Genomic DNA, 20687 nt, shown 5'->3' with positions numbered 1-20687 from the left:
CTTAACCCGGATATACCATAAAGGATGTGTACTCTTCCAGCTTAGAGTGACGTTCCAGTTTTACTTTTATCGTTCCCCGGTCATTGATGCCATACACTTTTTTACCATTAGCAATGTCTCGTCTGGCATCTTCTCTGACGCATTTTTCTACCTGGGGCGTGCCGGTTGAAAACTGGCCATTCAGTGCATTATCTTGTGTTAGAACAGTTTCAGGGGGTTGACCCAGATATTTGGAAATTTCATTCAAGGTTATCAATTGATTGTTTTGAATGATCCACTCGATGAGTTTCAGATTACTTTCAACCTGCTGAAGTATGCGAATGTTATCTTCATCACTATGACCAGGAGGTTGCTGGAGAACCTTCTGAATAAATAGGGCTCGGTCTGCAGGAGAAAGCTGACTGTTTAATTGCCTTATTGCCAATGAAAACTCGCTGCAGAACATTCTGGTATGCAGGGCATCCGGAGAGTTGCCCAGAAGGGCTCGTCTTAAACCGATCAGGGAGATCCTGGCCGGAGTCGTTACCGGACTTTCCAGTCCCAGTTTTTCCAATATTTTCAGGTCGTCATCTTGTGGCGCCGCCACTGTGAAGGCATCAAATGACAGGAAACTGTTGAATTCCATAATCAGTGTCCAAAGGTCGTTTTTGATGATCCATTTCAGAACATCACTGTTCATATGTCCGGTATCTTTTTGAATAAAAAGCTGCAGGAGATGAGAGAGGTTTCCATGGCTCATATTTAATGACCAGAAACTGTCCATATAGCCCCTGGTAGAGGCTTCGGGATCCGCAAATTTAGAGGGTACATAACCAGATAGTTTGACAGGGAAATCATGAGTGGTCCCCCTGAGCTGGTCACTGAGGAATTGGCAGAATATGTCATAAAGCTCTGGGTTGAATTCCGGATCAGGATCCAGAGTGCAGGGTAACTTTAGAGAAGGCTTCATGGGATAGCCGAAGCATTCTTTCATGGTCTTGTGCTTTTCAAAAAGCCCCAATTGTTTCAACATGGAGGTCGACAAACGAAAGTCCGTAGAATGAAAAGCGCGGTCGCTGATCTCTTTAGTATTGATACCCACCTTGGCAAGATGAACGCGGAATTGAGCTCCGAGCTTATTGAGGGGAGCAATAGATTTATCCATTCTGGAGAGGCTTAGCATCGCATTCCTGGTCATTTGAATGAGTGCTGTATGTTTTGAACCCAATCTCATCGTTTTTACCGTCTGGTCGAAACGTTGCTCCAGCTCCTCAATGCTTCTGTGCCTGAAGGCTTCAAGGTGTTTGCAGAAAGATTCTGAAAAAAAGAATTCGGGCATCAGCAGCTGATAAAGCGGGATTTTTCTCAGATCAACAATGGCGTGATCTTCAACCATTTGGACTGGGCTGGTGGGAGCAACGGGCTTCTGGCGAGAGGCTTCAGGCAGTTGGTTCTTTACTTCTACCTCTGAAGTTTTTTTATGTGCGAACCGAGCTGCATCTTCTTGTATGACTGTAGAAGAGTCAGTCTGAGGCGCTTGTATAGAGGGGGAGCAGGCATCAAGATTTTGCACAGCAAACTCCTTTTCACTGGCCTATTGACCAATAAGTATCTGAATATTCGAAAGTTAGACAATGTATTTAGTTCATTGGTTCAAACAAACCTGACAGTCACACTGACAAGGCTGTTTTTTGGGGTAGAATGGAATACCCGCATATTACATAAAGGCGCTATGAATTTATCTGAAGTTCCTTGCTCATCAAGGTGACAGAGAAAGCAGTAAGAATAGAAACAGTCGGTTGGGCACTTGTCGGCTTCTCGCTAGCTCTTTACCTCTATTGTTCTGGCTGGTGTTCTGGCTGGGTATGAAGGGACAGTGCTGGTCAGGGCAGATTAACTGACAAAGCTATCCACAAGCTCACCAATCCAGCGGCCACCCGGGTTCAAAGGACAGAAGATTCCCTGATTATTCAAGGCCAGGGCTATCTGTTCACAATCTGTTTTCCGGCTGTCTTCCCTGAGGCCTTCCTCATCTGCAGCGCGGTGCTCTTCACCCATGAATAGTCGACAGTTAATGTATGCTTTAACAGCTCCTGGTTCTCTGGCACAGGCTCGAACCAGAAGTTCTGTCCCCAGTTGCTCTCGACGTGTTTTTGAAACTGTGGAATTATAGTCTGCCGTCAGCAGTGCTAGAGAGTTTGGAAAGAAGCCTCTGATATCAAAATGACTGGTGATCAGGTGTCCGATAGTTTGGCTCTTCCAGCTGTTGGCCCACTCGGGTAATAACACGCCCTTAGTGCTTATGTGCTGGATAAAATTACTCAAGGCACCATTTTTTTTAACCCAGTTTTTGATGATGCAGGCAAGGGCATAGTCGTAGTTATCAGCGACAGGCCCAGATCGTGACAACTCTGTGATTGGCAGCTCATCGACCAGAAGTCCATATAGCTCAGATTCAGGCTCCAGTCTTGGCTCCAGCCACCGAAACAGCATCAGTACTCCCCAGTCACTGCCGTTGCACAGGTCGGCAGGTGCTTTTGCTTTTCTAAGGGTCGCCGCTATGGCATTCAGGCTATTACCTGTTTCCAGTTTTCCTGTGAGGTAGAGTTCAAGTGCTTTCACCTGTGTGTGGGCACAAAGTAGCAGTCGGCCGGTCTCGTTGATCTTCTTCTGTCGGTGAGCGCTGTAAAGTGCTGTAAGGGATGTGTCATCCAGTGCTTCAAGACGCTGCTTCAGGGAAGGTGAGTTGTTGAGGATGTCCACTGGGTGCCATTCTTCCCCTGGGCTGGTTTTCAGATTGGGGAGTGATCCTTTAGCGAAGGAATAAACCTTCTGAAAGTTTCGGCCGCTTTCCCACCAGGCCAGGAAAAACTGATCCAGAATATCTGGCTGACAGGCGGCTTTCAGGATAGCAACTTCAAGGGGGATTAAGTGGTGGTAGGCTTGAGTATCCAGTATTTGATGTCGCTCCATGTAGTCAAACAACATGGCTCCATCACAGCTGAAATTTTTGAACTGCTTAAAGTTACCATTGAGATGGCTGACCGCCTTGGCGAGAGTATCGTTGTTCTTGATACAAAGACTGGCTTCTTTAGAGACAATCTCTTTTAGTCGCTCTTCTGTCAAACCCGAAAAAGCTTCTTCCAGTCGAGTATTGGTGACGGGTTGGGAGTGAGTCATGCTTTCAGCAGAACGGTGTAATGCAGGTTTCTCGGGTACCTTTTTCGTTCTTGGCTGTCGTGTTTTTTTCTTGGTTGATGCCGAGGTTTTAGCCCGCTTGCCGGATTCTTCTTCTGAAGCTCCGGTAGGCTGAGTTTTTCTTTTTCTCGGTATACCCGAAAGGCTCGATGATCCTGCTCCATCCATAGCGATATTACCTTTGAGATTGTCATAAGTAAAATCGGCTTGCAGACAAATAACTGTGAAGAAGGAAGAACTTTTTGTTGTTTCTCCAATCAAAACAGGGATGTGATGACAAGCACAGCCTTTATACCAAGCTTCAGGCTTCTTCACGCAAATACCCTAACATTCTGATTGTGCCGGGCAGTATTGCCTATTCCAAAGCTCGTGGCCTATCAACAAGGAAGTATTACAATGTCTGCCCGATTCTGTTTGGCGGCAATATTATCCTGAAGAAATACAAAGTGGGTAATGACAACTATCAGTCGAAAGGCGATTTTAAAACCAAAGGTAAAGGCAATACCTTTACTCATAAGAATCTTAAGTTTGGCATTGATATTTGCTTGGATCATGGTCATAAAGTCCTCAAGACTTCGCTTAAAGGCGAAACAGTAGATGTTCATGTTCTGATTGCGGATGGTGCAGCACCCTCGCCAAGAAGTCTGGCGACAACAACCGATGGCGTTGTCGTCTACTGCAACATGAAAAGCAAAAACAAGGACAAGGGCGTTAACGGCATTTTGTCTGTCAAAAAGAATGACTATGGCAATCTGAATACCCACAATCGCCAGCTGGTGAGCGAAACCTCTCAAAGCCTGACCGGTGGTTATCGCATTGCTTTGTATAAAGGCCAGGTTCAATAAATACCTGAGCCCACCGTCTTTGAATTTGCTATTGAGCTGTCTGTACTCACACCCGTCACCTACTCATTGGTAGATGACGGGTGTTTCGTTCGCTGCCTTGTAGCCACTCTAAATCATTTGTGTCTATTACAGATTATTCATCATTATCATTCTGTACTGGGCCGTTCCAGTTGAGCACAAAAGGTTGTTCTTCAGATTGTTTCAGATAGAGGTGGCGTGATTTTGCCCGGTGAAAAAAGTCAAAATAGGTGTTGGCTGTTAAACTGACCATTTTGCCGTTCTGGCTGTTCTGGGCGTCCGGCTGGAATTCAAAAGTGAGAACAGTCCCTTTCTTGCTGCCTTTCTCCCTGAGCATAATGTCCTTGATGTTGTACATCCAGAAGGTCAACAAACCGGCCTCGTTGTAGGCTCTGTCTCTAAAAGTAGAGAACTGAAGACTTAAGGTATGGTCTTCACAAGTGACGGTGCCGTATTTGCCCAAGTCATAAATCTCCTGCTTGTCATCGCTGGGTTCAAGTTTCAGGGTCCAGTCAAAGATCAGTTCCTCATCATTTTTCTTTTTTCTGATGACTAACTCAGTGGTCGCTGAATTCAGCTTTTTGACGCTGTGTTTATCTGCATGACCCGTCCATGCTGCGGTGTATTTACCCAAAGGGATATCACAATCTGCCATCAAATGAGCAGGCAGGCTGAGTGCGATAAGGCAAAGGGAAGAACGAACAACAGGAATCATGATTAAAACTCTCATACTGTGGATGAAAGAAACCTAGATGAGAATCGTAATGAGTTTTGAGTATCTTGCTTTTGTTCAGGAAAGGTTCATTGAAGACCTGCAGAGGCTGCAGGTCTTTTGAGGATTAAAGAGAGAACTGGTTTTGACGGATGGATACCGTTTTACCGCAGAACTCTTCCTGCTCCATCTGTTCCATTAACTCCGGTAAGTCACTGAAGCAGACGGAACGTTTGCCAGAAGGCTGATCAATAACGGCAATAGCCCGGGTTTTCTCAGTTCCCTGATACATGACGGTATAGCCAGCAATAACACCTTCACCTTCGTAGCTGTTATCCAACTTAACCGGTGGTGTGCGTTCTTTCACCCGTGGGGTGACGTCAATGTTGGCAAACTCGTTGCTGCCCGGCTGGCAAGACCACAAGCCATAAGCCTGTTTCGTCAGCATTCCTGAAACCGAAGAGACAAGGCCGTACTCTGCAGGATTGTTTCTAAGAAGTTCTATCATACGACAGGTGGATTGTATGGCGTAGTTATTCAGGGGGCCGCCAGCAAATGGCATACCTCCTGTGACAGTCAGGTCGCGATCCAGAGAGACGCCTAATTCATTGGCATAAGTCTCCACTGCCACAGGAAAACAGCTATATAAATCCAGAAAAGCCACGTCTTCCGCTTTGATGTTGGCCACTTCCAGTGCCTTTTCTCCGCATAGCTCAGCACCAGGTAAACGATGCAATTCCGGGCGCTGGGAAACACAGGTCATGGAGTTGGACTCGGTACTGGCTAATGGGAACACCCATTTTTCTTTGGGAATGCCCAGAGATTCAGCTTTTGCAACTGAGCAGAACAACAGAGCGCCCGCCTGATCCACATTCCAGGAAGTGTTGTGCAGTTTGGTGTATGGGAAGGCCAGCATTTTGTTTTTATCCGACGGATTGCGGATAAAATCTGCATCGACATGCTTGGGCTTCCAGGCATGGGGATTGTCGGCCGCAATGTCACTGAAGCGACTGTACATGGCGGCAATCTTGTCCCGGTGCTCATCAATGCTCAGCCCCTGACTGTGACGAAAAGCACTTTCCATGATGGCGTAATAACCCACGGGCATTCCCAGACCTGCTCCGGTTTCTTCTTCCAGCCAGAGTTCTGCTTCTGGCTCCAGAACTTCATCCGGCTTTTCAGTCTGTTGGGTGTCGGTCAGTTCAATATTGCCAAAACGGGCAATCAACTCGCGGTACTTGGCATCACCACCGGTGACAACAGCAACATCGATGTCGCCATTTTGAATGGCTTCACAGGCATCACCCATCAGGGTTTGCTGAAGCACACCGATCTGACCCAGTACCGTTTTGGCTTGACTGGCGCCGACTTCATCGGCAATCAGTCGACCCGGATCCGAGTAGGGCCAGAGGCTTTGTGGAACATAGACTTTGTCGATGTCCTTCAGCAGGCTTTCTGCCTGAGCGTCAGAAGCTGCAGCAGACACGGAATCGGCCATTAATTGCCAGGCTTCTTTCGCCTTAGAAGGGTCATCCATGCGTTGTTCAATAATGCCAATACCCACGAGGACGGGCGTATTTGGATTGAGTTCTGTCATTACGGCTGCCTTTATATTTTTTTCTCAATGTCTGCCCAGTAGGTTTCCCGGATTTTTCTCCGCAGAACCTTGCCCGCTTCAGAACGGGGAAGCGTTTCGATAAAGTCGATACTTTTCGGGAGCTTCTGGCGAGCCAGACGGACACTGGCAAAATCGATCAATTCAGTGCTTAGTTGTTCTGTTGAGGAGACTTCGGACTTCAGCTGTACGACGGCTTTGACCGCTTCACCCCATTCTTTAGAAGGAACGCCGACACAGGCGACATCAGCTACAGCTGGATGCAGTGCAATTACGTCGTCTATTTCCTGTGGATAAATATTAACGCCACCGGAAATGATGATCTCAGCACTTCGTCCAGTCAGGAATAAATATCCGTCGTCGTCCAGGTAGCCAATATCACCGGCAGTGAAATAGCCATTATATTGAGCGTCCCGGGTTTTCTGCTCATCTTGGTAATATTCAAAACGGCTTTCTTCCGGGTTTTTCAGGAAAATACGACCCGCTTCGCCGGCTGGCAGATCCTGACCCTGATCATCCAGAATCCGGATCTGGCCTGGAGCCGCTTTACCCACAGTACCTGGTTTATCCAACCATTCCTGAGGACTGACAATGGTGCCTGGTCCTTCCGTTCCGGCAAACATTTCCCAGATGATCGGGCCAAACCAGTCCATCATGGCTTGCTTGGTTTCAATAGAACAGGGTGCTGCACCGTGAATGACAAAGCGCAGGGAAGACACATCGTATTGCTGGCGAACACTCTCCTTCAGCTGGAGCAGGCGGACAAACATGGCGGGCACAAAAAAGCTGTGGGTGATTCGATGCTGCTCGATCAGGTTCAGACTTGGCTCAGCCTCCCATTTGTCCATAATGACGATACTGATTCCGGAAACCAGCGGGGTCATCATGCAAAGATTGAAGGGCCCTGCGTGATAAAGAGGACCTGTGACCAGTGAACGATCAGTGCCTGCATCGGGCTGATACTGAAAGACCATGGTGAAAAGATCCTGTAATCCTGCAGCCATTTCAGGGTCTGGCTGTTTCCGTAGTACACCTTTGGGACGACCCGAAGTGCCGGAGGTATAGAGCATCATGGTTCCACGAACGGGATTTTCAATGTTAGTTTCTGGTTGGCCAGACAGCGCCTGATCCCAACTTTCATAACCGTCAATAGTCCCTCCTACTGAAAGGCTGACAGAAAGCAAGTTGTTGTCGCTGATGGCGTCAGTGACTTTGTCGGCGATACGAGTGTCAGCAATGAAAGCTTTGGCTTCACAGTTTTTGACGATATAGGTGATTTCATCAGCAGACAGATGCCAGTTGACCGGAGTCAGTCGTCCACCCAATCGATGAGCAGTGAGGGCTGCGACAACAAACTCCGGACGATTACTGCAGCAGAGAGCGAGGGCATCGCCTTCTTTGAAGCCTCTGTTGCGGAGTAAATGAGATAGCTTATTCACCTGTCCATTGAGCTCACTGAAGCTCAGATTGCCCAGTTCACTGAAGATAGCGATGCGCTCGGGGGCGTGTTCAGCAATGGCCGCGATTTCCATGCCAACCGAGGCCTGAGCCCTGGCCGCCTCGTAGATACTCTGAGACATAGTGATTCCCTGTTCCTTATTATTATGGAGGTGCAGTTGTTCAATATTTTTGTGATTCGCTACGCTGCACTTCCTGTTCTTTTCTGTTGGTTTAGCTGCTCAGGCTGCGGTGAATTCAGGCTGTCGTTTTTCCTTGAACGCTTTGGTCCCTTCGCGGGCGTCCTTGCTCATCATGATCATGGCGGATTCATGAGTCTCTTTCTCAAACGCAGCATTCCAGTCGTCGGTATAACTTTCCAGAGCAGTACGTTTGATCGCCTGAAGGGCAAGAGGAGCATTTTGGGCAAGTTGTTCAGCCAGAGCTTTGGCTCTGTCTTGCAGGTCAGCTGCAGGGCAGACTTCGCTGACTAATCCAATCTGTTGAGCTGTGTCTGCATTGATTGGTTCACCCGTCAGCAGGAGTTTCATGGCATGAGCATAGGGTAGCTGGCGCACCAGACGAACCATGGAGCCGCCACCCGGAACAATTCCGCGTTTAGGTTCTGGCAAACCAAAAGTGGCGGTGTCTGCGGCAATACGAATATCTGTCGCCTGAAGAATTTCACAACCACCACCCAAGGCACGACCATTAATCGCTGCAATGATGGGCTTATACACAGGTTCGGCTTTCAGCATGACTTTATCCACAGTCTGTGGATCAGCCAGTAGTTTTTGTTCGATGTCGGTTTCTGGCTGTTTGGTGCCCATCCAAAGGGGAATGACACCGGAGAGGTCACCACCGCAGCAGAAATCTTCCTGGCCTTCTGCGGTCAGGATAGCTACACGAATTTCGTCGTCTTCACGAACCTGATCCCAGGCTTCCTTGAGATTGACGAATGCCTCTGCATCCAGAGTGTTTTTGGCTTCGGGGCGGTTAATGGTGATCCAGGCAATATGCCCTTCTTTTTTAAATTCTACGGCTGCCATGCGGGTATTCCTTATTTTTTTATGCTATTTCAGGCTCAGGCTCAGGCTTCTTCCAATAGTCCATTGAGACGCTCAAGAGATTCCAGGTACTCATTGAGCATGTCGTACATGATAGTTTTGCAGCCTTTTTCTTCATTCATCATGCCGACGATCTGGCCAGTAGGGTAAAAAGCCAGTTCTTCATTTTGTGCTCGGGCAATTCGAATGTGGGCTTCCTGGGCCAGCATGCCCTGTAGTGGCATAGGCAGTGCGCCGGGGCATTCTTCACTTTCCCATTCATCTGTCCACTTGGAACGCAGCATTCGAGCCGGTTTACCGCTGATCATTTTGGATTGAACGGTGTCTTCGCTGGTGGCTTCAATCAGTTTGCGTTTGGGTAGGGGTTCCACCTCAGATTCTGGAGAGGTCAGCCAGACAGAACCGCACCAGACACCCTCAGCACCCAGTGCCATGGCCGCAGCCATCTGACGGCCTCCGCCAATACCGCCTGCTGCGAGTACCGGCATGGGGTGCACGGCATCAACCACTTGGGGAATCAGAACCATTGTGGTGACTTTACCGGTATGGCCACCGGCTTCATGACCCTGAGCCACAACAAAGTCCAGGCCACCTTCTTTGTGAGCAACAGCGTGCTTCACCTTGCCTGCCAGAGCGCCAACAAGAATACCTTTTTCCTTACAGGTATCCAGAATATCCTGAGGAGGTGTTCCCAGGGCATTGACCATCACTTTCAGGTTGGGGTATTCAAAGGCGACTTCGAGAAGCTGACGACAGATTTTGTGTGTCCAGCCAATGTCGGAACCGTTGACACTGTGATAGCTGTCACCATCAAGGTCTCTGGGAAGAGGAGGAATGTCGTATTTCTGCATGACCGATTCCACCCAGACTTTGTGCTCTTCAGGAATCATGGCCTCCAGGTCCGGAACTTCGTCTCCCATGTAATTGTTGGGCATGATGACATCAATACCGAAAGGCTTGTCGCCTACTTTGTCCTGAATCCAGTCCAATTCCTGCTTTAATTGTTCCGGGGTATAGCCTGCAGCACCGAAAACACCAATGCCGCCAGCTTTACTCACTTCAACGACAACGTCACGGCAATGGGTAAAGGCAAAGATAGGGGCATCAAGACCCAGCTTTTTGCAGAGATCGGTCTTCATAGGAAAGTACCTCTTTTTCACTTCTTGTTTTTATTGTTTTGTTCTGGCCCGTTTTCGTGGCCTGAGGTCTGCGCTTTTGCGCGTCACTCGATCCCATAAGAGCTTCGATACTGCCTTGAATCTCCAATATTTTTTGTTGTAATTCGATGTTCAGTTCTGGGCTGGCCCAAGCTTTGATTAACAGTAAAAAGTGGAATTTGCTGGTGAGTCTAAAGCGCTCCAGGTTGATAACCCCGGCTGACCAGTTTTCCAGCAACATTACCTGAGTAATTAACATTTGTTCAGCCAGTAGCTGAGGCGATAGTCCTGGCAGCATGGCTCCACTGTTTTGTAACTGTCGTATAGCACTAATAAACAATGTGCGATTGTTCTGGGCAGTGTGGAAAACAGGAACTGTCAGTTCTCTGGAAACATTGATCTGGAAAACCGCTTTCAGGACAGCTTTGTACTTGGACTCATCTTTTTTCAGGAAGCTGTAAGCGGCTTCACTGACGCCTTCAATAATGGCAAGTGGCGCGAGATCACGGGTGATATGAGTGTAGGCTGATTCAAATTCGGTAAACAGCTGCTCAACAATGACATCCAGAATGTTGTCGATTGAGCCCATGAGGTTATAGAGCGTTGCAACGCTGACCTCGGCTTCTTCTGCGATACGTGAAGTAGAGAGTGCACTGAAACCTTCCGCCTGAAGAAGGGTAACCACGGCATCCAGAATCTGTTGTTTTCTTCGGGCTTTGCCTTTTTCTCTCAGACTCATACAGGTATCCGCTACATCACGATTTATGAAGTACAGCTCATGGCTGTGGATATTTAGAATACCTTTCTAAAAATAGAATGCAATTAAAATTATTTCTGAGGGATCAGAAAACCTTCCCTGGTTTTCTTAAAGGAATGGATTAGCAGACGTGTTGAATCAGGGCAGAAAGGCCCGTATCAGGAAAGTCGTTCAGAGCGGCCATCTCCAGAATTTCTTCTTCGTGGAACAGCTCTCCGTCATAAACGACAACAATGCTGGTATCTCCGGGTTGCAGAAAATGTGACTCGCCATAATCGGTGTAACGGGTAGCACCAATGCTGATCAGCGCCTGTTCAGGGTAATTGGCTTTAGCCAGAAGTGAGGCAATATTTTCTGCTGGTCCGGTATCTTTTTGGTGATTCATGCGCTCAACAATCCAGTCCAGCAACTTCTGGTGAAAATAGCTGTAGCCCACCGTCGGGCTGTCTTCACCGTACCGGAAGATATCCCCCTCTTTTTTGTGGTAGCTGGCGATTCTGAAACGATCCAGTGTGCCACCTTGCTCCAGGCTGTCGAGTTCAAGCAGCGTACTGGCGATGCCTTTGGTATGAGCGCCCCAGTTTTTCTTTTCGCTGATTTTGAGGGCATTGGGTTTGCGAATAGAACAGTCGTTGTAAGCTGCGAACTGTTTTGGAGTCAGTGCCAAAACCGTTCTCTCTCCAGTCTGATCATCAATGCTGTACTGAATGTCACAGATCAGAGCTACTTCTGGTTCGATCTGCAGGCAACCATCCGTTTCCGGCATCGTGATTTTGTCATTCGACAGCGGATAGGTAGACAAAAATCCGGAGTCTTCAGAAGGGACATAGAAAGGGAAAATAGCTTTGGGCTGAATGGCTTCAGAGACTTTTACTGATTGAAAGTCAGAGGCTTCCCCTGCCTGCTCCAGATGACCGGCAAAGTTACCGGCAACCCCAAGACCTATCATATTTTTGTAAGGCATGATTACTTCTGATCTTAAACTTTAAAGTATGAAGTTTACTCCGACTGATCTCGGCCTGCGATTGCGGGATTCACTCAACCAGAAAGCAGAAATACCATAGGCTCTTTCGCATGAGAGACGAAGTCTGGTCGCGGATGAGTAATACCGATTGCCAAAAAGCCTTTATAAAATCAGGAGAAAAAGCGGTGCTAACGTGCGCGGGTTAGGCTAACTTCCCAGTAAGACATTCCACACCAGAAACAATCCTTGCGCCATTCTCAGCGCGTCTATACTTCAGCTTTTTTTATAAATGAGGCTTCTGACTCATGCTCCGAATGTGCCGCTGTTTCTGGCTGACGGCTCTTTTAATGGTGTTTGCTCCCTCTGTGTCAGCAGGCATTCTGGAGTGGTGTAGAAACCATAATCCTTTTTGCTGGTGGAATAATTATCTTTTCATTGATGATCATTTAGGGGGAGAGATTTATCAACCTCAGGGCAATGAGAGTTCCCCTGAGCAGCTGGCCATTCATATGAGTGAGTCTCTTCAGCTGTTCGACTCGCTGGAACCCGAGCTTCGACAGATGTTTATGGACTCCGGAATTACGCCCGAGCTGATGCAAACGGTGCTGGGAGAGAATGGCGAAGCGGCTGCCAGGTTATCTCAGGTTCTGAAAGAACTGGGCAATATCCAACCCCGCGAACAGCTCAATCACCACAGGGTCATTGCCAACATCATCAGGGTGATGTGTCTGTTTGGCGGAGCGGTTAACCGGATAGCGGCATACACCGGACTGGCGGCTCTGTTTTCAGCTTGGGGAGCTCCCGTTACTTTGGCAACAGCCATGGCTGGCCTGATCACAGGTGGAGCCATGTTGAGCAGTAATTTCTTATCGGTAGAGGGAGCCAACAAGATCCGTTTTGAAGGTATTCACTCTATCGGCGAGCTGTGTTGTGCCGTGGTATCAGGAATGGCTACAGCCATAGATTGCGGTATGGCTTATAGAGGGATGGAGGCGCTGACCGGGAGTGTAGCGGCTGGTCTTTGTACCATTCCCTTTATGGTCGCAGGGCTTTATCCACTCTTGTTAAACAAGCTGATCGATCTTAGCTTCAGTATTTATGGCAAAAGCGCAGAGGATGAAATTCTGCTCAGGGATACTGTGCAGATGCTGGCTGATGTGATGCACACCATGGAAAGGAATAATTGTTCCATGGACTCCAATGTGCATGATCGAATGAATGCCTACTTTGAGTGTCTGGGAATGTGTCGTAAACCGACCTATAAAGATTTACTGCTGGATGGGCTTTCTATTCATGGCAAAGTGTCAAAGCGAAAAAACACGCTGAAAAAACTCCATGACGATGGTTACTTGCAGCCCGGTGAAGTAAATGAAAGGTGGACTATTCCTGAACGGGTTTTTCATAGGGCAGAAGCCAGCAGGCGATCGAGCCGGGCTACAGTAGCAACGCGTGGCTTACTGATTCTCAGTGTTGGGCCTGCTTTAGTTTATGTTTTCGGAGATACCAGCAGTTTGACTCAGCTGGTGGAAGACGAGCTCAGCCTGCAGGCATTTTGTGGTAACACAGGAGAGCAGGCGGCCTACTGGATTTACCAGGGAGGGGCATTGGCAGCCATGTCTGGTAAGTCGGCAGCGGCTGCCCGTAATGGTGCCAGAAACCTTGAGCGTTTAATGCTGTGGTTATACAGCTTTTATACGAGAGAGGGAGAGCAAACACCCAAGGGTGACATTGCTGCCAACCTGGTTGGGTTTATTGCTTCGCTTTTCTATGGAGCCAATAACTTTGGCACGATGGCCGGCAATATCATGGGCAATACCTGTTTGGGTGAGGGCACGGTGGCGTTCTATATGGTTCCGTCAGCATCGGCGGTAGGCGGTATTGGTTTCAACGGAGGCTGCGGAAAACAGCTGAAAAAAGGGGTTATAGAAACCGTCAGGGATGTGATTCAGATTTTCACAGGAAAAGCCCGGTGTCAGTCTAATTTCGATGAGCAGGTAGCTGCGCTTTACCAACTGGATAAAACCGGGATTGTGGATCTGTCGAGTAAAGATTCACTGGATGAACTGAAAACGTTTCTGGAAGAAGAAGGGTTTGTTGTCAGCCCTGCAGCAGGCCAGACCGAGACGGCGATTGATGTCGATGCATTGTTTGAGATGCTGCATCTAGAGATGGATGAGTCCACTGAATTACTACCCGATAATAATCAACCGATGAATCCTGCAACCGCGCAGGAAGAATCGGATAATTCCTTGCCTGTCCAGATGTCTCAGGAAGACTGGCTGCTTAGTGTTGGATTACCTGCTCATTTGGGGGGGCTGTTTAGTACTGTAGATTATGACGAAGCCAGAAAGAGGCGGGTCGAATGGCAATGGCTCAAAAAGTACCTGTTACTGTTAGCCGATATCCTTGAACGCAGAAGGTCGAAGGTTCATACCGTTCCCAGAGGAGTTCAGTCGTTTTTTCAAGCCTATCTCGAATCTCAGGGTGAGAACGATCAATTTCATCAGGCCTTAGTTCTCAGAAACAATCTCGTCGATTTTCTGTATCACCTGATAGACCCCAGCTCTCAAAAGAGTGACTGGGAGCAGCGCTTCATTCGACGATTTGGCCGCTGGCGATTGTTGCAGATAGCCAGAGACCTTGTTCATGGTGATGTCGATCTGCCACTGATGCAGCTGCTGGTGGTGATGGAACGGAAAACCATTCTGGTGCTGGTGCATCGAAACGGTAAACCTGTGCTGTATCGAATTGCTGAGGATAACCCTGAACAGCTTGAAGAAGTGCCTGAAACCTTCATGGATGGCAATACCACTCTGGTGGTTAATGGCATGGGTCAGTGGGCCTGGCTGACAACAGGAGGGCAGGTGTCGATTCAGATGGAAGAGGAAGCAGGACTGGAGACTTCTTTTTCCTGGGCATCGCCTCCTGACCCTCATCATTCCCCCGTGATACCACAGGCGAATATAACAGCACCCTTCATACCGGACGAAGGGAGCGGAGCTCTGGATGGAGGTGATGGTGCGCCTCCTGAGGTGGTTGTTGTAACAGACGAGGAGGCCAGAAGGAACAACATTGATCCCGATGGAGAGGATTATGACTCTGAAATTGATCGTATTAAACACGGCTTTGGGCCAACTTCCAAAAGGGACTATGAACCGGATCCGGGCGGTGGAGGTGGCAATAGGGTCATGACCCTGATGCAGAGCTATCCCACTCTGAACAGTCTGGAGTTATTGAAACAAATGCCTAATGTGGCTGTGGCGCTGAAGTTGTTTATGCAGATGAAACTGAAATAGCGTGATCAAAACCCGGTGTCATCCATTTTCGCTTTGTGGATAAAGGATAGTATGCCAGCATTGACCATTACTGGTCTTTGAATAATTGGGATTAACGAAGCTGAACAAGCAGTGCAGCTAAGTCTTAATTGCTATACCTACCCCCGCTCATCCTGAGCTTGTCGAAGGATATTAGTCATGCACTTCGACAGGCTCAGTGGGAACGGTATGGGGTATAACGCTTGACTCCCAAAGCTGCTTGATAGAGCCTTCTATTTAAATTTTGAAGCGTATTTATCCTCGTTGTCATCACGCCAGATGGGTTGGTTGGATGGGTCATAGGCCCAGATTCTGGTAGCAACGGGCAGCCAACCTAGATAAACCGTCAACTTGATGGTTTCGCCTTCCACCTTCATCACTGAGGTGAAGAACCCTCGTTCAGAAGATTTTTCTGAAGCACTGTAAATCGTACCGTCGGCAATATTGGGTGTTTTTTCACGAGGCTTCATGTTGGCGGCAACAATCAGGCCGGTTGTGTCCGGAGTATCACCAAGATCATCCAGGCAACTGGTACAACGGCCTTTGTCCTTCTCCAGCAGAATATCTCCGACCCATACCCGGCAACCGATACCGGGTTTACACTCAACCGCTACACGACTCTGGGGTTCTTTGGTTTTGCTGTCGTAGGTTGTCCAGCAACCCTGAAGGGGCTGCTTGGGGTCTCTGGCTGGACATTTTGTCTGGTAAAGCTCGGGAGCCGTTGGGTGACGAACAACAGCTGTCGTTTCAGAAGCGGCTGCAGTAGTTTCACTTTCTAGGGGTTTTTGTCCAGGAGTGACAGGGTGAGATGAAGAGTCTACCTGTACACGTTCATCCTGAGTAAAGAGACCGGAGAAAGGGTTAAAGGACTGAAAGCTGGATAACCAGCTAGAAGATGTAGCTTGCGAAGCGCTTGTGGAGGCAGTGGTTGAAGATCCCGTTTCACTTTGTTTCTTGTCTGATTTTTGCGAGCTGCTGTCTGACTGCTTGCTGCCAGACTCTTTTTTTCCTCCAGGATCATCCGTGAGTTCGTCGCTCTTTCTGGCGGGCTGGGTTTTTCCAGGCGGGATATACAAAACGATTTTATCGTACTGATCCAGATCCAGTTCAATACCACCGTATCTGAGGCGCTGACGTTCAATCATTCTCTCAATAGGGGTTTTGTTAATAGAGTCCTGCCCTGATTGTTGATCATGGGAAAAATGCCTTGCGGGTGTCAGCTCGGTATTGGTGTGCTTTTCCATCATTTTTTTGTTGGGACGATCCGGGTCTCGAGGGTTATACGAATATTCCTCATCCAGTCTTCTCTGGCCAGCAGCCAGCCGATTGGCAAATGTCTTTTCCCAGTGTTCCTGAAATTCATGGCCTTCCTGGTTCCGAATAGCTTCCAGAATGGCTTCCATGCTGGCATCTTTACCGGAAAACAGATCCGGGTGCTGATCTTCTCGTTTGATCAGCCCTCCATCTGTCAGCATCCAGATAGGAGGGAGTGTTGAGGGTCCACCTTCGATCATGACTACCCAGGGCTTCGGTAGGGGGACTGAGGTTTCGATGACCATGCTCACTCCTGACAAATCACCCTGCACAGAGAAAGTCAGGGCTCGCCTGTTTGGAGGCATTAAACACTGAACCGTATGTGTTGATGTCTCAAAGCAGTGATAGCTGTGACTGGTCAGGCCTGCTTGCAGAAACAGGCCTCCTTTGAGAGATAAGTACAGGGAGGTGTCTGATGCCTGTTCGCCTACTGCAATAAAATGAACCTGAAGGGTTTTCTGAGCATTGGGCTGATAATCAAAATCAAAAGAGGGATACGAAGCCTTGGGGACTGGCTCGAAAGAGGTGTGAACGCCGGAAAAGTCCACCATTGTTTCCAGTTGTCCGTAGGAACATGGGACCGTAAAGAGAGTCAGAAGTAATAAGAGATGAGCAGTAAGGTGCCGCAAGAGAAGGCTGAAGGTTTGAAGGAGTGAAAACAAGCGTTTAGGTTTGTCTGAATTTTCCAGGGAGGAGGCCATCTGAAACTCCGGTCAAATTGATTTTACCGGCAGCTAAAAATAGACCAGAAGGAAAGGCTTTGCTGAAAATACTGATAAGGGGGAGCCAGTCAGCTGCTAGCCCTTAGCCTAATGAGGGGTTGCTGACTGTACGTTCGTGCATTGCTTCTGGTTGGCATCAACAAAGGACTTGGTCAAGGCCAAAAGCGAAACCTTGCAGGCAAGTCAAAAAGGATACTGAACGAGTTCAAAAGCAGCAGGCCTGATCTCAGTAATCAGCCTGACAATATAGTCAAAACTGAATACCTTACGACCATGATTGATGAATGTCTTGCTAAAGGCAAAGATCCATCAGTTATCAGGAGTCTGTTCAACACCATGACGGAGCCTGAGAAGGAAACAATGTGTTTTACAGGAGTAAATGATCTGGATAGCTGGCTACTTGAGCGAATGCATTACTACGCATCAATTCATAGTATTGATAGCTTGTTTAACGCAACACGCAGATCATTGTCTTATCTGGAGCGTCCTATATCAAAAGAGTCAAACAGTGGAAAAGTGTGGGCGGGCAAGAACCCGTACAACCCCAACATGATAGAGAAGGTTCTTGATATACAAAGAGCCTGCAATAACTTCATAAAAATCAGCCCAAAGGACAATAAAACACCAGCAATGCGACTAGCCCGAATATTTCATAAAGGAGCAGCAACTTCCGGTCAAGTCATTCAACTTTGATTTCTTCCGTGAGTCTGCTGCTCTTTTAGCAGTGAAAGATGCCTTACGATCCAGACTCGTCTGCAGTCTGGATATTTATTAATCAATTCAGCTTCTTCAGGACAAGCGAACTCTGCCTGAGCTCTTTCATCTGGTCGCTATCTGGTTCGATTACGGTTTATGAAGGTCACTATCCCGGACGAGGCTGTGGCATCCGATAAAAAACCTCTGTCACATGCCGTAAAAGATTCTTGAATGGGCAACTACGGGGCAGGTGTAGCTTGATCCGGTCTTTATACTCAACCACTTTCACCGCCACTTTGCAGAGTTTTTTGATCACCGTTGATGGCTGTGCTTTGTCCAGCTCCGTTCCTTTCAGGGCTTTGGTTCTCAACTCGTGGTGGAGAACATAAGCGGTACAGGCATAAAACATCCTCAGATGGTTAGCCAGAAAGCCCTGATCTGACAACCTGTCACCGGACAGATCGCTTTTCAGGTGTTTGATGAAGTTCTCATCCTGCCCTCTCGGGCAGTAAAGTTCTTCATAAATCACTTCGGGAGAAGCCTCTTTTATCGATGTCACAATAAAGCGAGGGTTGTCGCCTTTCTGGTTAACCTCTGCCCTATAAATGATCCGGGTATCCAGCCCTCTCCAGCTTTTGGCCTGATATTCTGTTTCCCCGTAAAGCCTGAGACGGTCAGGTTCTGGCAGATTATTCGCTCTTGCCAGATTTGTTTTGACTATGAGAGCCCTGCGTGCTTCATCCAATTGCTCTCTGGCTTTAGGGCGCAAAGCTGTCTTGTGACCAGCGCCTTTGCCCAGTACATAGTCGGAGTGCGGGTCATCCTGAACCACCTGCATCAACTCCGGTTGTGCAAAGTGGCTATCCCCGCGAACCAGTAAGTGGGTCTTTGGCCACCTTTTTCGGATCAGCTTAATGACCCGTTTGAGAATGGCAGCATTCTCTTTACCAGTGGGTGTTTTTCCCGGTCGCAGGATAGCCGTAATCAACTGGCCACTGAGCCCCTCAAAAATCATCAGGGGCAGATAGCAGTAGTCCTGGTATTTGGCGTTAAACAGGTTCATCTGCTGAGCTCCGTGAGTGATGGCTGGTGTGTGGTCGAGGTCAATAACGATCGCAGCAGGTGGCAGCTTGTAACTGCTGATGAAGTGATCCGCAAAGGCCTTGGTCAACCTGTAAATATCTGTCCGGGTCATAGACTGCCCCAGTCTGGTAAAAGTGGGGGCTGATGCGAGGTGGTTATCATTGCCCAGAGGGTTGCGCCCTGTAGCTAATTTGAACATAGGGTCTTTACGCAGACGATTACTGTCGTTGGCATCCTCATAACCGCAGGCCATTTGCAGAATCCGCTGAACCAGAAGATCCTGAAGAGAATGGTCGATATAGGACTGGTGACGATTGTCGTGAATAGCATCGGTCAGTCTGTCAATAAGACCGCTATGAAGCATGGTTTCTCGTAGCAGCAGAGCACCAAAGTCAGAGGATAATTCCCCACCATTGAAGTCGGCACGGACAGTTTTGCTATTGGATGGGTGAAAACGAAGGTGTTTTTGTGTAGATTTGGGCATGGCAAGTTCCGGTTTGCTTTTTCCGAAGCATTTTTTTGGTCGACCCAATTATATCAAGTGATTGGGCGGAACTTGCCTTCTTTTATGAAATTTCCGGGTTAGAAACCGATGTTCATTTCCCGACAGATCTCAACCTTTTGTTTGATGCAGTCAGAACTGTCGTTGTTCTTACTGCACGCTTTGCAGCCAGGGCTGAGGTAAGTGGTTGGTGACAGTGGCAATACAACCTGAATCAGTTGAAAAAAATGTATCGTCGTGTACAGATATTACGACACTCTACTTCGAAAGATCCTGCCAAAAAACTTCAAAGGGACAAGGAAATCCGACAAGCCTGTCAGAACTACCTGAATGCCAGTCAGGCATTGATTAACAGAGCTGAAGAAACACTTCAGGACAAGGCGTTCATTACGATATGTCCAGCGAATAAATACAGTTCTATCCAGAAGTTTATCGATCATGGTAAGCGGCAGGTGGATCATGTTAAACGTCGATTGATCGACCATGAAAAAATCCCTCATGATGAAAAAGTATTCTCGCTCTTTCAGCCGCATACTGAGTGGATCAATAAAGGTAAAGCAGGTGTTCCGGTTGAGCTAGGCGTCCGTTTGGCGATTGTCGAAGACCAGTATGGTTTTATTCTGAACCATCGGGTCATGGAGAAAGAAACCGATGAAAAGGCTGCCGTTCCGATCATCCGGGCAACCAAAGCCGCCTTTCCATCTTTGAGCGTTTGCAGTTTTGATAAAGGGTTTCACTCACCATCCAACCAAAAAGATTTGCTTAAATACCTTACTATGGTCGTATTACCAAAAAAGGGACGACGAACCCGAGCCGAGCAGGAGCGGGAAAACGACCCGGAATTCAAAGCGGCTAAAAGAAAGCACTCGGCGGTAGAATCAGCGATCAATGCACTTGAGTCTCACGGGTTGGATAAATGCGCGGATCACGGAATAGATGGACTGAAACGCTATGTTGCTCTCGGAGTTCTTGCCAGGAATTTTCAGAAGATGGGGGCAGAACTTCAGAAAATAGAACGAAAGAGCGCAAAAAAACGACAACTTCGACTCTGTGGCTGAAAGCACTGACGGTTAATTCGAAAAAAGAATAAAATCAGTAAAGACTGAGGTCGTCGCTTGTCTTGAAATTGCAGAAATGACGAGTTTGGTAAGAAAATTACGATGAAACTGGCAAATCAGAAAGTCTATTGATCGATTATTCAAATATCTGGCTTATGAAGGCTGAACTTCGAACAGAAAAGAGCATTTTCCGTTCGGGCACTAAGTAGAAAGCCGGAAGATACCAGTCAAAGCGACCGGGATGATTCT

General features: G+C 47.9%; 14 protein-coding genes and 1 pseudogene. 4 read left to right on the top strand and 11 right to left on the bottom strand.

Features of this window, described 5'->3' with window-relative positions; genetic code table 11:
* Position 1: 1 nt before the first annotated feature.
* Together GZ78_RS12165 and GZ78_RS12160 are read right to left on the bottom strand one after the other, a co-directional pair.
* Positions 2–1552, bottom strand: a complete 1551-nt coding sequence (locus GZ78_RS12165) for a hypothetical protein (RefSeq protein WP_034835797.1) — start codon at positions 1550–1552, stop codon at positions 2–4.
* A 320-nt stretch (positions 1553–1872) separates the two neighbouring features.
* Entirely contained in the window at positions 1873–3345 is a 1473-nt protein-coding gene (locus GZ78_RS12160; RefSeq protein WP_152558680.1) for a hypothetical protein, read from the bottom strand.
* A 74-nt stretch (positions 3346–3419) separates the two neighbouring features.
* Here GZ78_RS12160 and GZ78_RS12155 point away from each other — a divergent pair, with 74 nt between their 5' ends.
* Positions 3420–4022, top strand: a complete 603-nt coding sequence (locus tag GZ78_RS12155; RefSeq protein WP_152558679.1) for a hypothetical protein — start codon at positions 3420–3422, stop codon at positions 4020–4022.
* A 133-nt stretch (positions 4023–4155) separates the two neighbouring features.
* Here the strand turns inward: GZ78_RS12155 and GZ78_RS12150 are convergent, their stop codons facing one another.
* The 7 genes from GZ78_RS12150 to GZ78_RS12120 form a co-directional block, all read right to left on the bottom strand.
* Positions 4156–4755 (bottom strand): hypothetical protein, encoded by a 600-nt coding sequence (locus GZ78_RS12150; RefSeq protein WP_034835791.1) that lies wholly within the window; start codon positions 4753–4755, stop codon positions 4156–4158.
* A gap of 124 nt (positions 4756–4879) precedes the next feature.
* A complete protein-coding gene (locus GZ78_RS12145; RefSeq protein WP_034835789.1) occupies positions 4880–6349 on the bottom strand; it encodes a hypothetical protein in 1470 nt (489 codons plus the stop codon).
* 11 nt (positions 6350–6360) lie between these two features.
* The gene (locus tag GZ78_RS12140) at positions 6361–7947 is read right to left on the bottom strand and encodes an AMP-binding protein (RefSeq protein ID WP_034835786.1); all 1587 of its coding nucleotides are present in this window, start codon (positions 7945–7947) and stop codon (positions 6361–6363) included.
* A gap of 99 nt (positions 7948–8046) precedes the next feature.
* Positions 8047–8853: an enoyl-CoA hydratase/isomerase family protein gene (locus GZ78_RS12135; RefSeq protein ID WP_034835784.1), complete on the bottom strand. Its 807-nt coding sequence runs from the start codon at positions 8851–8853 to the stop codon at positions 8047–8049.
* 41 nt (positions 8854–8894) lie between these two features.
* Complete coding sequence (locus GZ78_RS12130) at positions 8895–10010, bottom strand: NAD(P)H-dependent flavin oxidoreductase (protein WP_034835780.1); 1116 nt, start codon at positions 10008–10010, stop codon at positions 8895–8897.
* Positions 9976–10767 (bottom strand): TetR/AcrR family transcriptional regulator, encoded by a 792-nt coding sequence (locus tag GZ78_RS12125; RefSeq protein WP_034835778.1) that lies wholly within the window; start codon positions 10765–10767, stop codon positions 9976–9978. Before GZ78_RS12125 ends, GZ78_RS12130 begins: the two co-directional genes overlap by 35 nt.
* A 139-nt stretch (positions 10768–10906) precedes the next feature.
* Complete coding sequence (locus tag GZ78_RS12120) at positions 10907–11749, bottom strand: DUF5718 family protein (protein ID WP_034835775.1); 843 nt, start codon at positions 11747–11749, stop codon at positions 10907–10909.
* 305 nt (positions 11750–12054) lie between these two features.
* Here GZ78_RS12120 and GZ78_RS12115 point away from each other — a divergent pair, with 305 nt between their 5' ends.
* On the top strand, positions 12055–15045 hold the full coding sequence (locus tag GZ78_RS12115) for a hypothetical protein (protein ID WP_152558678.1): 2991 nt from the start codon (positions 12055–12057) through the stop codon (positions 15043–15045).
* Between the two features lie 251 nt (positions 15046–15296).
* Here the strand turns inward: GZ78_RS12115 and GZ78_RS12110 are convergent, their stop codons facing one another.
* On the bottom strand, positions 15297–16928 hold the full coding sequence (locus tag GZ78_RS12110; protein ID WP_034835770.1) for a hypothetical protein: 1632 nt from the start codon (positions 16926–16928) through the stop codon (positions 15297–15299).
* A 444-nt stretch (positions 16929–17372) separates the two neighbouring features.
* On the opposite strand from GZ78_RS12110, the gene GZ78_RS12105 reads away from it, so the two are divergent.
* The gene (locus GZ78_RS12105; protein ID WP_152558677.1) at positions 17373–17792 is read left to right on the top strand and encodes a hypothetical protein; all 420 of its coding nucleotides are present in this window, start codon (positions 17373–17375) and stop codon (positions 17790–17792) included.
* A 169-nt stretch (positions 17793–17961) separates the two neighbouring features.
* Here GZ78_RS12105 and GZ78_RS12100 read toward each other — a convergent pair whose 3' ends face one another.
* Positions 17962–19362, bottom strand: coding sequence for an IS1380 family transposase (locus GZ78_RS12100; RefSeq protein WP_034836605.1), 1401 nt, complete (start codon positions 19360–19362; stop codon positions 17962–17964).
* A 98-nt stretch (positions 19363–19460) separates the two neighbouring features.
* On the opposite strand from GZ78_RS12100, the pseudogene GZ78_RS12095 reads away from it, so the two are divergent.
* Positions 19461–20438: pseudogene (locus tag GZ78_RS12095) on the top strand (ISNCY-like element ISEnu1 family transposase); the annotation flags it as partial.
* Positions 20439–20687: the final 249 nt, after the last annotated feature.

The organism is Endozoicomonas numazuensis (assembly GCF_000722635.1).
In the GTDB taxonomy this organism is placed as follows: domain Bacteria; phylum Pseudomonadota; class Gammaproteobacteria; order Pseudomonadales; family Endozoicomonadaceae; genus Endozoicomonas_A; species Endozoicomonas_A numazuensis.
The sequence above is the reverse complement of the archived record's forward strand: the minus strand, read 5'-3'. Positions and strand labels throughout refer to the sequence as shown.

Bases quoted from the DNA above. Each gene is read 5' to 3' on its own strand.
- GZ78_RS12115 (WP_152558678.1), top strand. From the start codon at position 12,055: ATGCTCCGAATGTGCCGCTGTTTCTGGCTGACGGCTCTTTTAATGGTG.
- GZ78_RS12100 (WP_034836605.1), bottom strand. From the start codon at position 19,362: ATGCCCAAATCTACACAAAAACACCTTCGTTTTCACCCATCCAATAGC.
- GZ78_RS12105 (WP_152558677.1), top strand. From the start codon at position 17,373: ATGATTGATGAATGTCTTGCTAAAGGCAAAGATCCATCAGTTATCAGG.
- GZ78_RS12160 (WP_152558680.1), bottom strand. From the start codon at position 3,345: ATGGATGGAGCAGGATCATCGAGCCTTTCGGGTATACCGAGAAAAAGA.
- GZ78_RS12120 (WP_034835775.1), bottom strand. From the start codon at position 11,749: ATGCCTTACAAAAATATGATAGGTCTTGGGGTTGCCGGTAACTTTGCC.
- GZ78_RS12150 (WP_034835791.1), bottom strand. From the start codon at position 4,755: ATGATTCCTGTTGTTCGTTCTTCCCTTTGCCTTATCGCACTCAGCCTG.
- GZ78_RS12145 (WP_034835789.1), bottom strand. From the start codon at position 6,349: ATGACAGAACTCAATCCAAATACGCCCGTCCTCGTGGGTATTGGCATT.
- GZ78_RS12135 (WP_034835784.1), bottom strand. From the start codon at position 8,853: ATGGCAGCCGTAGAATTTAAAAAAGAAGGGCATATTGCCTGGATCACC.
- GZ78_RS12110 (WP_034835770.1), bottom strand. From the start codon at position 16,928: ATGGTGGACTTTTCCGGCGTTCACACCTCTTTCGAGCCAGTCCCCAAG.
- GZ78_RS12125 (WP_034835778.1), bottom strand. From the start codon at position 10,767: ATGAGTCTGAGAGAAAAAGGCAAAGCCCGAAGAAAACAACAGATTCTG.
- GZ78_RS12130 (WP_034835780.1), bottom strand. From the start codon at position 10,010: ATGAAGACCGATCTCTGCAAAAAGCTGGGTCTTGATGCCCCTATCTTT.
- GZ78_RS12140 (WP_034835786.1), bottom strand. From the start codon at position 7,947: ATGTCTCAGAGTATCTACGAGGCGGCCAGGGCTCAGGCCTCGGTTGGC.